The sequence below is a fragment of the Methanocorpusculum sp. genome (assembly GCF_030655665.1).
Lineage (GTDB): Archaea > Halobacteriota > Methanomicrobia > Methanomicrobiales > Methanocorpusculaceae > Methanocorpusculum.
This window is the reverse complement of sequence record NZ_JAUSPQ010000002.1, coordinates 25,234-37,284: the sequence shown is the minus strand read 5'-3', so window position 1 is coordinate 37,284 and position 12,051 is coordinate 25,234. Positions and strand designations below refer to the sequence as shown.

The 12,051-nt window shown below is 48.7% G+C and carries 15 protein-coding genes; 13 read left to right on the top strand and 2 right to left on the bottom strand.

What is annotated here, in order from left to right:
• Positions 1–563 precede the first annotated feature (563 nt).
• From mtrE to Q7J08_RS00500, 9 genes are all read left to right on the top strand, one after another.
• Positions 564–1,451 (top strand): tetrahydromethanopterin S-methyltransferase subunit E, encoded by an 888-nt coding sequence (gene mtrE, locus Q7J08_RS00540; protein ID WP_304909746.1) that lies wholly within the window; start codon positions 564–566, stop codon positions 1,449–1,451.
• A gap of 1 nt (position 1,452) precedes the next feature.
• Entirely contained in the window at positions 1,453–2,316 is an 864-nt protein-coding gene (gene mtrD / locus Q7J08_RS00535) for a tetrahydromethanopterin S-methyltransferase subunit D (protein ID WP_304909745.1), read from the top strand.
• A gap of 10 nt (positions 2,317–2,326) precedes the next feature.
• Entirely contained in the window at positions 2,327–3,172 is an 846-nt protein-coding gene (gene mtrC, locus Q7J08_RS00530) for a tetrahydromethanopterin S-methyltransferase subunit MtrC (protein WP_304909744.1), read from the top strand.
• 17 nt (positions 3,173–3,189) lie between these two features.
• Positions 3,190–3,486, top strand: coding sequence for a tetrahydromethanopterin S-methyltransferase subunit MtrB (mtrB, locus tag Q7J08_RS00525; protein ID WP_304909743.1), 297 nt, complete (start codon positions 3,190–3,192; stop codon positions 3,484–3,486).
• A 1-nt stretch (position 3,487) separates the two neighbouring features.
• Entirely contained in the window at positions 3,488–4,225 is a 738-nt protein-coding gene (mtrA, locus tag Q7J08_RS00520) for a tetrahydromethanopterin S-methyltransferase subunit A (protein WP_304909742.1), read from the top strand.
• Between the two features lies 1 nt (position 4,226).
• On the top strand, positions 4,227–4,424 hold the full coding sequence (locus Q7J08_RS00515) for a tetrahydromethanopterin S-methyltransferase subunit F (protein WP_304909741.1): 198 nt from the start codon (positions 4,227–4,229) through the stop codon (positions 4,422–4,424).
• Between the two features lies 1 nt (position 4,425).
• Entirely contained in the window at positions 4,426–5,166 is a 741-nt protein-coding gene (gene mtrA / locus Q7J08_RS00510) for a tetrahydromethanopterin S-methyltransferase subunit A (protein WP_304909740.1), read from the top strand.
• A gap of 13 nt (positions 5,167–5,179) precedes the next feature.
• On the top strand, positions 5,180–6,199 hold the full coding sequence (mtrH, locus tag Q7J08_RS00505) for a tetrahydromethanopterin S-methyltransferase subunit H (protein WP_304909739.1): 1,020 nt from the start codon (positions 5,180–5,182) through the stop codon (positions 6,197–6,199).
• 115 nt (positions 6,200–6,314) lie between these two features.
• Positions 6,315–8,468 (top strand): tetratricopeptide repeat protein, encoded by a 2,154-nt coding sequence (locus Q7J08_RS00500; RefSeq protein ID WP_304909738.1) that lies wholly within the window; start codon positions 6,315–6,317, stop codon positions 8,466–8,468.
• 8 nt (positions 8,469–8,476) lie between these two features.
• Here the strand turns inward: Q7J08_RS00500 and Q7J08_RS00495 are convergent, their stop codons facing one another.
• Together Q7J08_RS00495 and eif1A are read right to left on the bottom strand one after the other, a co-directional pair.
• The gene (locus Q7J08_RS00495; RefSeq protein ID WP_304909737.1) at positions 8,477–8,923 is read right to left on the bottom strand and encodes a formylmethanofuran dehydrogenase subunit E family protein; all 447 of its coding nucleotides are present in this window, start codon (positions 8,921–8,923) and stop codon (positions 8,477–8,479) included.
• An 11-nt stretch (positions 8,924–8,934) separates the two neighbouring features.
• Positions 8,935–9,252 carry a translation initiation factor eIF-1A gene (gene eif1A / locus Q7J08_RS00490; protein ID WP_304909736.1) on the bottom strand — a complete coding sequence of 106 codons (318 nt, stop codon included), beginning with the start codon at positions 9,250–9,252 and terminating at the stop codon, positions 8,935–8,937.
• Between the two features lie 237 nt (positions 9,253–9,489).
• Between eif1A and Q7J08_RS00485 the strand changes: the two genes are divergently transcribed.
• From Q7J08_RS00485 to Q7J08_RS00470, 4 genes are read left to right on the top strand one after another with little or no spacing between them, the layout of a single operon-like run.
• A complete protein-coding gene (locus tag Q7J08_RS00485; RefSeq protein ID WP_304909735.1) occupies positions 9,490–9,864 on the top strand; it encodes a GntR family transcriptional regulator in 375 nt (124 codons plus the stop codon).
• A gap of 2 nt (positions 9,865–9,866) precedes the next feature.
• Positions 9,867–10,727: an ABC transporter ATP-binding protein gene (locus tag Q7J08_RS00480; protein WP_304909734.1), complete on the top strand. Its 861-nt coding sequence runs from the start codon at positions 9,867–9,869 to the stop codon at positions 10,725–10,727.
• Positions 10,724–11,356 carry an ABC-2 transporter permease gene (locus Q7J08_RS00475; protein ID WP_304909733.1) on the top strand — a complete coding sequence of 211 codons (633 nt, stop codon included), beginning with the start codon at positions 10,724–10,726 and terminating at the stop codon, positions 11,354–11,356. The genes Q7J08_RS00480 and Q7J08_RS00475 overlap by 4 nt, the downstream gene beginning before the upstream one ends.
• Positions 11,357–12,046: a YkgJ family cysteine cluster protein gene (locus Q7J08_RS00470; protein WP_304909732.1), complete on the top strand. Its 690-nt coding sequence runs from the start codon at positions 11,357–11,359 to the stop codon at positions 12,044–12,046.
• Positions 12,047–12,051 lie beyond the last annotated feature (5 nt).

Here is a 12,051-nt window from a genome sequence, read left to right as displayed (position 1 = left end):
GCAGACCCCGCCCTGAAATTCGACTTCGCTCACCCACGTGCAGAATTCGCCAAAGGAGCAATCCGCGAATTCATGCCAGCAGGTGAGAGATCTCTTATCATCCCGGCACAGTAAGTGGTTATCTAACCACTCACTTTTTTTATTTTTCCTGTGAGAAACGCGCGGGGTATCTTTTTATTTATATACTGGTCGTGAAAAAGTCCGACAACAAAGGTATTATATCGGGGATTTCATCAAAAATCATTGTCTTGAAGTAAACTCTACTAGTTTTAATCAACTGAATCATCATTAATACAAATTAATTGAATTCCAATCCGGGTTTTTACGGACTTATTTTAAGAAAATCCGGGATCTCTGAGCTTTTCTTACACAATTTTCGCATGTCTTATATATCTATGAATGAAATAGAATATTCGTCCACACTTTGTACTCCATTCTTTAGAGTGGTAACGTTTTACGAACACTTGAGACGCATCCTTCGTTTCAGCCTGTGGTGCTGAAACATATTAGGTTCCTGATTAGTTATCCACAATCGGGAAACAAAACTCAAGGGAGAATCTTACATGCAAGAAATTATAATCGGCATTGGAGTAACTGCCCTTGCGGGAGCTCTCGCAGCGGTTGCCGGTGCAGCCGAAGATACTGAGTCCAACATCGGATCACAAGGTGACCCGAACTCTCAGGTCCAGCTCGCACCGCAGATGGGATACACTCACCGTATCTATAACAAAGCAGTGAGTGGAGAACCACCGGCATATACCCTGTGGGTGACCCTTGCTTGTGGTGTTGCATGGGCATTCCTTATGTTAGGAGTCAATGCAATCCTCGCAATCATCTTTGGAACAGTTCTCGCAACCTTTGTGCAGGGAGTTTACGCAACTACTGCATATCTTGGAAGGACCGCAAGTCTTTCTAAGTTTGGACAGCCGGTCTTTATTGATGTTGTTAAATCAGTAACGACCGTGACTATGGCTCACGCATTCGTAGCTATCTTCGCAACGGTAACTGTATGTTACCTTATGATGACAGTAATCGGTCATCCGTTTGCTCTTCCGCTTCTTGGTATCGTATGGGGTCTTGCTCTTGGTGCAGCAGGTTCTGCAACCGGAAACCCGTACTATGGTAAAGAGCGTCAGTATCAGAATCAGAAATTCGGTGCTGGTGTTCCAATCTCTGCATCCGGTAACATCGTTCGTTATGCAGAAGCAGGACAGAGAAGCTCGATCGACAACGGTTTCTTCACCGCAAAATTCGGTGGACCCGCTTCAGGTATTTGTTTCGGTTTGATCGTCTTCTTCGAACTTTGGCGTACCATCATCTTTGAGGATTTCCTCGCAGGATGGGGTGCAGTGATCGTCGGAGCACTTATTATCGTCGTCTTCATGATCATTGACCGTTACGTTGAAGTATGGGCACGTAAGAATTACGGACCCTACACCGTGGAGGCCTGAAATGAGTGCAATTGCAGCTAAACCCGGAGCAAACGCCGGATCATTCCAGCCAATTCCTTCGGTCATCGCAATCGTCATCGCAATCATCCTCGTCGTTGTTGCTTACTTCCTTGGAAGTTCCGGCATCCTCGCAGGTGGAGCCCAGTTCGTCCTTCAGACGTTCTGTCTGATCATCCTTGGTGCAGCCTTAATCGCTTTTGGTGTTCACTTTGTTCCCGTCGGCGGAGCGCCGGCAGCAATGGGTCAGGCACCCGGTATCGCTACCGGTGTCGCAATGCTTGCAACAGGTGCAGGTCTTGCAGGACTCTTTGGAGGAGCATGGGCAGCAGAGTTAGGTCTTGGAGTCGCACTCGCCAGTGGCGCGATCGGCGGCGCATTAATGATGGCAATCACCTGTCTTATGGTGAACATCTCCTATGTCTTCGGCATGGGTATCCCCGCAGCATCGGGTAAGGTCCTTAAAGACCCAATTACCGGTGACTTACAGGCAGCATACAAATCCCAGGGAACCGAAGGTCACGGTTTACCGTTCATCTCTTATGTTGGCGGTGTCATCGGTGGTCTCTTCGGCGGTCTTGGTGGAACACTTATCTACATTCAACTTCTCGACTTCTACAATGTCGGTCTTCCGGCACTTGGATTTGTTGGTGCAGCAGATATCAACATGCTCTCTGTAGGTCTCGCAGGCATCTTTGCAATCGGAATGTTCCTTGTTATCGCAGTACTTTCTGCATACAACATTACCGGAACCATTGAAGGCCCGCACGACCCGAAGTTCAAGCGTTTCCCCCGTGCAATTGTCGCCGCAATCTTAGCATCAGCTGTTTGCGGTCTTGTTGCAATGCTTGTGGTGGCATTATTCTGAGGTGTAAAAAATGTCAGTAAAAGTTGAAGCATCCCACGACGGAATTCCGCATAACAAAGTTATGGCCATCGGAGCCGTCATTTCACTGGTATCCCTTTACATCGCTATCATCGGTACAGTAATCGGTGTTGACTATCTTGCATTCTTTGGTGGAATTGCAGCTGTCGGCGCCCTGATCTGGGGTAACAGCACAATCAAAAAGTTGTGCAGCTATGGTATCGGAACTGGTGTTCCGTCCGCAGGTATGCTCGCATTCGGGTCTGGTTTAATTGCCCTGCTCTTTGCGTCAGCCCTTGCCGGATTCAGCATCTGGATCGTACCGGTGGCAGCATTAGTAATTGCTCTCATCGTTGGTCTCTTCCTTGGATGGATCTCAAACTCCGTTCTGAACATGAAGATCCCGGTGATGACCAGAAGTATCGCAGAACTCGCCGCAGTCGGCGCCCTTGCTCTTATGGGTCTTGGCGTTGTTGCAACCGGAACCGTTAGCTTTACTGGAATCGCCACCATCGAGATACTTGGTGTTTCTGTCTACAATGCATCCTATCTTGGTGCAGGTGTAATTGCAGTTTCATTCATGCTCGGTGCGATCGCTCTCCAGCACCCGTTCAACGCGTGTCTCGGTCCAGGCGAGAAACAGGACAGAACCAACATGCTCGCTATCGAGTGTGGTTTCCTTTCCATGATCATCATGGCAGTGATCTCCTTTGTCTTTGTCTCATTGGCAGCAGCATGGATCTCATTTGTCGTAGCAATCATTGGATGGGCAGTGTCCTATGTCAAATATGTCGCTTTATCCAAACGCGACGCAGCAGCCTGGCTTGATGCCAAGCCGTTCTCCGATAAGGAGGAGTAAGTTAGGAGGAAACAAAAATGGGATATGTATTAGTATTACCGGAATTTGGCCTCGTAGCTGACCCCATAACAGGTATCGTAACGACAGCCGGTATTTCCTATCAACCGGTCATCGATCAGGTAGCAGAACTCGAAATGATTGCCGAAGATCTTGTCGGCATGCTTTCGGGTGAAGGCAACTTCTTAAACAGTTTCCCCGGCCGAGAAAAGACCCTCATGAAAGCAGGTATGGTTACCTCTCTCTGGTATGGTCTTGCGGTAGGCCTGTTTGTGGCCTTCGTCCTTGCATTTGCCCTCTACTTCGGAGGTATCTAAAATGGCAGACAAGAAATCCCCGGCTAGCGGATGGCCAATCATTCAGGGTGATTACCAAACTGGCGATGCAAACAGCCCAGTCGCTGTCATCACTATGGGTTCCCACCTTGATGAGGCCGGACTCTGTGCTGCAGGTGCAGCTCTTGCAGGTTCCTGTAAGACTGAAAACCTCGGTATCGAGAAGGTCGTCGCAAACGTCATCTCTAACCCGAACATCCGTTTCGTTCTGCTTTGCGGTACTGAAGTGAAAGGTCACCTTTCCGGTCAGTCTATCGAAGCAATGCACAAAAATGGTGTTGAGGGCGGAAAAATCGTCGGTTCTACCGGTGCGATTCCGTTCCTTGAGAACCTGACGGCAGAACACATCAAACGTTTCCAGGAACAGATTGAACTCGTAAATATTATGGAGACCGAAGACATCGGTAAAATCTCCGCAAAAATGAACGAGCTCAAGGCACGTGATCCTGGAGCATTTGGCGCAGACCCGATCGTCATTCAGTTAACTGATGATGATAAAGGTGGAGCATCAGGTGCCGAATCCGGCGAGGAAGAACCCTTGACCGGCGAAATGGCCCTTATTACTGCCCGCATCAAAACTATCCAGATGATGGTCACCGATATCGGTTACCGCAACAGATTCGCATCCGGTCTCTATGGAGGCAAGATCGAGGGTATCATGATCGGTTTGATCGTTTCTCTGGTTATTCTCGGCGCACTTATCGGCGTTCAGGTGATCTAAAATGGCAGGTTCGATTATTAGAATGGTCCCCATCAACAAGATGGTGGATAATATCAGATACAAAGGCCAGATTCTTGCCAGAACAAACAAGGTCGACTCTGCAATTTCGAGTTCAGGTATTGTTGGATTTGCTGCAGGCGTCGTTATTGCCCTTGTTCTGATCCTTGTGCCAGTGCTGATCCTCCTTGGAGGTGTCTAAAATGGCAGACAAGAAATCCCCGGCAAGCGGATGGCCAATCATTCAGGGTGATTACCAAACCGGTGATGCAAACAGCCCAGTCGCTGTTATCACTATGGGTTCCCACCTTGATGAGGCCGGAATCTGTGCTGCAGGTGCAGCTCTTGCAGGTTCCTGTAAGACTGAAAACCTCGGTATCGAAAAGGTCGTTGCAAACGTCATTTCAAACCCAAACATCCGGTTTGTTCTGCTTTGTGGAACTGAAGTTAAGGGTCACCTTTCCGGTCAGTCCATCGAAGCAATGCACAAAAATGGTGTTGAGGGCGGAAAGATCGTCGGTTCTACCGGTGCGATTCCGTTCCTTGAGAACCTGACGGCAGAACACATCAAACGTTTCCAGGAACAGATCGAACTCGTAAATATTATGGAGACCGAAGACATCGGTAAAATCTCCGCAAAAATGAACGAGCTCAAGGCACGAGATCCTGGAGCATTTGGCGCAGACCCGATCGTCATTCAGTTAACTGAAGACGCTGGTGGTTCAGGCGGTGCTGCATCGGTTGCAAGTGCCAACCCCCAGTTCCTCGAAATCGAGAAACGTCTTGATGCAATCGAGCAAAAGATTGAGTTCACGGACGCAGAAATTGCAATGCGTGTCGGAAGAAAAATTGGCCGTGACATCGGTATCCTCTACGGACTTGTAGCAGGTATCATTGCCTTCCTGGTAATCATCTACTGGATGTCAGGGTTATTATTCATGTAATTGAGGTGCCAATATGTTCAAGTTTGAAAAAGAACAGCAGGTCTTTGACTTTAATGGAACGAAGATTGGTGGACAGCCCGGAGAGTATCCACGTGTGCTTTCACCATCCATCTTCTACAACAAACACGAGATCGTTTTAAACGATCACACCGGTGAAATCGACAAACCAAAAGCAGAAGCACTCTGGAACCGCTGTCAGGAACTTTCTGACATTACCGGTAACAAGTACTTCCTCCAGATCCTCGCAGAACACGCTGAGGCATTTGAGTCGTATTTCTCCTGGTTCGACAGTATCGACAACAAGACCGCATTCCTGATGGACTCCTCTGCTCCGAAAGCACTTGTCCACGCAACGAAATACGTTACGGAAGTTGGTCTTGCAGACCGTGCAATCTACAACTCTATCAATGGTTCGATCCTGCCGGAAAATATTCAGGCACTTGCAGAGTCCGATGTGAACTCCGCAATCGTTCTGGCATTTAACCCAGGTGACTCATCCGTTGTTGGACGTGAGAAAGCACTCGTCGATGGTGGTGTTGCAGGTCAGGCAAAAGGTATGATTCAGATCGCAGAAGAATGCGGTATCACCCGCCCGATTCTCGACACTGCAGCAACCCCGCTCGGTCTCGGCTCCTTTGGTTCCTACCGTGAGATCCTTGCATGCAAGGCGATCCACGGTCTGCCAACCGGTGGTGCATACCACAACATGACTGTTTCCTGGACCTGGCTGAAACGCTGGAGAAAGAACATCCACGAGCAGTATGCAGACAAACCACTCCTTGCAGAACAGATGTTCCACCACCACTACGGAGGTATCGAAGGAGTACGTCAGGCTGCATGGTCTTCACCGGATATCGGCTGTAACATTATGGCAATGACCCTTGGTGCAGACTTAATCATGTACGGCCCAATCGAGAACATGGAAGGTGCCGCGACCGCAACTGCGTTCTCGGACATTGTCCTTGCCGAAGCCTTCAGAGACTTCGGTGGAACGATCGGCGTCGAAGACGGTCCGATCTCCAAACTCGTTTAAATTAAAAATGGAGAAGGGGGGATCTCTCCCTTCGACCTTTTTTACACTGTTTTCCCAGTCAGTCCCTTTTCACATCAGAAGAAATACATAGACTGACAACTAAACACTGGTAATTATGCGTGTCCGTGAGGGGAACCTAACACAGCAGTACTTCTGCGACTATCTGACCATGTTTGCCGGTGATGCAGAGGCAAAGGAAGCGGGTCATGAAGAAATCGTTTTGTCCAATCTTTTTCTTCACCGAATGAGTGTTGACGGCGGATTTCATGCAAGGGTACTTTCATCAATTCTCGGACACGAATCAGATAGATCTCTCCTCCTCGATCTTTTCAAAGAAGTTTCCGGCGAAGCGTATACTCCTCTCCCGCTTGCCGAATGGCTGAAATCAGCATATGATTCTGCGGTAAAGAATGCCGATGTCAAGAGAAAAACCGCTTTAGCTGCTCTACTCCGTTCGCAGATATCCGGGACGAATATGGCTGCAGAAATCGTCTCTGCATCAGGAAGCCCGTACCCGGAGAGCTGGTGGCAGCTCAAAAGTCGCCGGCTGACCGTGGAAGAGATCGAGAATCCTGATATCTATTTCGGTGTCGGCCGCCGCCCGTTCTGGCATTCCTTTCCTCTTGACGAATATGCTGCAGTACTCGGCGGTGCGGAAACTCTGCCTCCCGAGATCATCTATGATATCATCATCTGCGTTGCCGGGGACTGGTTCTCCACACTCACTCGTGAAGAGAAGATCATCTGGCTGAATATGCCCCGGACGACCCCTGACGAATGGGCAAAGTTTGCTGCCCCGCTTCTGACCCTTGATACACCGGGTCCTGTATTGTCCACAGCAAACTGGCTGTATGCTTCAGGAAATCATGATGCAGCTCTCGACCTGTATGCAAACATCACACTTGCTTTCCCGCAGACCCCGGTAGAAAAACCCGCGTTTGAACTGATGGGAGCCATCCTGTCCGAGTTCGGAGACGTTGATTATGCCTTTGAGGCATACAAAAGCGCCTTCCTTCTCGCGAGAAACGAAGGCCCGTATCAGACCGCGGTCGGTTTGAAAAATCTCTGCGAAGTCGGCGAAGATCTGGGAGAGGATATGCGGGATTATTATATTCGTATCGCATCGATCGCGGAGGAACTCCCTTCGGCTGACCGTGTCAGGCTCTACTTTGATCTCGCTTCGTCTGCCAGAAAAAAATATAATTATCTGGATGAGTATGCCTACCTTGAACGGATCATCGGCGAAGAAGGTGCAGAGGAACCGCTCTTTTCCCGGACAATGTCCCGGATCTCTGAGATGAACGAGTCTCTCGATGTCGACGGAAAACCTGATGATTCCCTCCTCCGGGCAAAGGATGTCCGTGAACAGGCAGAAATGCTGACCGCAAGAGGGGATGCCGCCTATTTCGGATTCGATCCCGTCTGTGCTATGTTCTGGTATAATCGGTCTGATTCGATAAGCGGTATCAACTCTTCCGGAAAAAAATACCGGGCAGCAGTCGCTGCAGGTCTGTACGCCGAAGCAAAAGAGTATGCTTCTACGTCTGCAGAAAAAGCTGTGGTAATGGTGATGGGAGGCGATCCTCCGCATCTTGTGGCACGTGAACTTAACCCGGCGGTCACAAATGCCTGGAAAACCGGGGGTGACATCCAGTCTGTCATCAGCCCGGTTCTGATGATGCTTCCCCACGAAGACCGTGTGCTTGTCTGTGATATCCTCACCGATCGATCGACCCGTGATGATGAAAAATCCCTCGTCTGTTCCGGTATCGCTGCATGCTATATGTCGCTTGGCATGCCTGACGAAGCCCGCCAGATGTTCCGTCTGGCTCTCCGTGCCAACCCGTCCAATACCGTTCGTGCCCGCGTCCATTCTGAACTCGGGTGGCTGGAGTATGAAACCGGCAATTATGACGCTTCGTCGGAAGCCTATCTCTCTGCATTAAAGATGAACGAACGGTTCCCGGCAGCATGGGCAGGTTTTGCGAGATCCTGTATCTGTCAATCCAAATATCCTGAGGCCCAGGCAGCACTCGAAAACGCTGTCAGACAACATCCGGTCAATACCGCATATCAGGAGATGCGTGAAGCCGTTCAAGCAGTAATCGCACATCCGGTGGATGAAACGGCAGACCGACTCTTTGCTCTCAGCGGCAACACCGGGCTTGCGGCGGCAGCCGCCATTTACTCGGAAATATCGTCATCAGGCTTTAAAAAAGAGGCTTGGGATGTAACATCTGTTGCAGATGTTCTCAGATACAGAGAGTAATCTCTCTTTTACTCTTCCCGGATGGTGAACAGTTTTTCATCCGGTGTGTTCAGCATGACCTGGAGTAACTCGTTCTGGATCTCAGTATGCCGTTTGATCTCTTCTTCAGTCGCGGTTTTTGCTGAGATTTTTCCTTTTAACGTGTGTAGCTCGTCGCTGGTGACTTTTGTTCCCGGAATCTCGTCAATGAACAGTTTGCTCCCATCCGGTTTTTCCAGAACAAAGCTGACGGTATTCGTATCCTCAACGATGAGCCGCTCAGGGTGAGTCCGTAAATCGAATGTCTGTTTGAGGGCATCAAGCGGACAGCGTGTCGAATGGGACAGCACTTTGATGTTTGTCTCAGTTCCTGACCATTTTGCAGCAACTACGGCAATCTTATAACCCAGCGCAATACCCGGACAGGTATGCCCGTGGGCTTTTGCTATCATATCAAAATCTGGAATGTCTGTCATAATAAAAAATGTTAGAGATATTTGTGGCCGCGAAGCCAGTCTACCTGGGGAGTTGTGTATCGATAAATGATATCACACTTCTCATCTTGGAAATCCCAAGGAACAACGATAAGAATATCGCCTTCACGAATCCAAACTCGTTTCTTGATCTTTCCTTTGATCCGCCCTAAGCGCGTCACGCCGTCTGAGCATCGTACTCTGATGTGGTTTGATCCAAGCATCAGTTCTGCCTGTGCAAATTGTTCTTTTATTCGTTTGTTCGGCAGTTTGACGCGAACAATACTTCCGTCATCTGAGACGGTTTGATTAGCGTTCTCTATTCTTCCCAAGTCATACTTCCCCTATGATGCATTATTATAGGGTTTGAAACTTGATAAACACTCCGGACTCGGACCATCTCCAGCCGACAGAGGAAAAATGGAGACGGGTTTTATTTTCTGACCTGCGCACGAACTACAATATATCCGTTATTCGGCAGGGAGAGGTCAATCTCCCTGTCAGGTTTCTCAGCTGTTCAAAAGCTTAATGTGTATATACGTTATACACATTAGAACAGGTATGAAAAGGTGAAGATCCTTATCAGCAATGCGAGTGAAAAGCCGATCTATGAGCAGATAACAACGCAGATCAGGTCTATGATCATCAGCGGGGAGCTTCTGCCGGAGTCGCCGCTTCCAAGCATGCGTCTTCTTGCAAAAGAGCTGAGGATCAGCGTGATCACCACGAAACGGGCATACACCGATCTGGAACGTGACGGGTTCATCGAGACCGTTCCCGGAAAAGGAAGTTTTGTCGCCGGTAAAAATACCGAGCTGATCAGAGAACAACAGCTGCGCTTTGCAGAAGAACATCTGCAAAAGGCCGTCGATACGGCGAAAAGTTTCGGCATCAGTAAACTGGAACTTATGGAAATGCTTGAGATCATCTATAATGGAGAATAACAATGTCTGACGCAATTTGTGTACATGAATTATGTAAGGAATATCCGGATTTTTCCCTCAAAAACGTTTCATTTTGTCTTCCGAAAGGAAGCATCATGGGTTTTATCGGGGAAAACGGAGCAGGAAAAACCACAACGATAAAGACCATGCTCGGGATCGCGAAAAAATCCAGCGGTTCGGTGAAAATGTTTGGGCTTGACTTTGCAGAGCATGAAAAGGAAATCAAGAACCGTATCGGTGTCGTCTTCGATGAATGCAGTTTTCACGACACGCTCACCGCAGGTGATGTTTCGAAGATCCTTGGAAAGATCTATTCGACGTGGGACGATCCCCTTTATCTCCGATATCTGAAACAGTTTGATCTTCCGGAAAAGAAAAAGATCAAAGAGTACTCCCGGGGAATGAAGATGAAACTCGGGATCGCCGCCGCCCTTTCCCATCACCCGGATCTGCTGATCCTCGATGAACCGACTAGCGGACTCGATCCGGTCATCCGTGAAGAGATCCTGGATATCTTCCTTGAGTTTATTCAGGACGAGGAACACTCGATCCTTCTCTCCTCGCACATAACGAGCGATCTCGATAAGATCGCCGATTACCTCACCTTCATTCATGAGGGAAAGATCGTTCTTTCCAAGTCAAAAGATGAGATACTGGACGACATGGGCATTCTCAAATGCAGTATCGAGGAGTTCGATGCTCTTGACAAAACATCTTTCCTTACCTACCGGACAAATCAGTTTGGTTGCGAGGTCCTGATCAAAGACAAGATGAGATTCATCGCTCGGCATCCGGAGATGATCGTGGATCCGGTTTCGACCGAATCTGTCATGGTGTTTTATGCACGGGGGAAGGCAGTATGAAAACATCTTCATGGTTATCAGGACTTATGCTGAAGGATCTGCTGAACCTTCGGCCAATGACCAAGACCCTGGTCTTTATGTTTCTTATCTTCGGGATAGTCTTCATTCCGATGGGAAATACCATGACCGTCTACTTCCTGCTGATGATATTTGCCGCTCTTCTGCCAATGACATCCCTCACGATGGATGATATGGCGAAGTGGGACAGGTATGCCTTAACGATGCCGGTTACCAGAAAGGATATCGTTACGTCCAAGTATCTGATGACGATCATATTCTTCTGCGTCTCGATTCTGATTTCGGGAATCATTGCCGGTGTTTCGTATTATCTGATGCCGGCGAATGCAACTCCGTTCTGGTTCATCGTTCTCGTCGGTGCACTTGGTGTATTTTACGGCTCCCTCCTGTTTCCACTTCTCTACAAATTCGGTTCGGAAAAAGCCAGATATATGATGTTTGTTCTGATGGCCGTCATCGGGATCCTTCTGGTCGGCTGGTTTGCGCTCTTTGGAGAATCGCTCACCGGAAATCTCCTTATCTATATTCTGATCACGGCAGTAGTCTCGGTTGCGGCATTCATCGCCTCGTACTTCGTGTCGGTCAGGCTCTATGAGAAAAAGGAGTTCTAAATGGCAGCAGCACCGATGCAGAATCTAAAGGAGCTGGAGGAGGAACTTGTCCTTCTCAAAAAGTATCCAAAAGAGGACCTGGAGCGAATCATCAAAGAGATCGGGTTTTCCTGTACCTGCTGCGGAAAATGCTGCACAAAAGCGTTCAACGGTCATGTGTTTCTTCTCGCGGAAGATGCCCGCCGTCTGAAAACGTTTTCACCGGAGTCACTGATGCCCGCACCTGATTTTCCCTACTCGGATCCGTATGGGAACTTCTATGTGTCGGGGTATGCTCTCAAAACACAAGAGAATGGAGATTGTGTGTTTCTGGATGAGACCAAACACTGCAAAATCTATGATCAGCGGTTTGCCATCTGCCGGGTCTATCCGTATATGCTTCACCGGGAACCTGATGAACGGGGAAAGATCGACTGGCGGCAGATATCCGGTCTCGACGAGCATGGGGAGTATGACCATCTGATCTCCGATCAGGAATGTGCAGAGATTGCCCGGCAGACGATCACGTATGAGATCGCATTTCTGGAACAGGAGATCGCCTTCCACAAAGCCGTTCTGCAGAAGTTTTCCGACGAAGGTGTTCGGTTCGTGAGAAAAGATCACGATCTCCGGGTCCGTGCATTTCTGAAAACAGGGAAAGCGACGGTGTTTATCTGGGACGGATCGGATCTTGTAAAAGAAGATGTGTAAAAAAA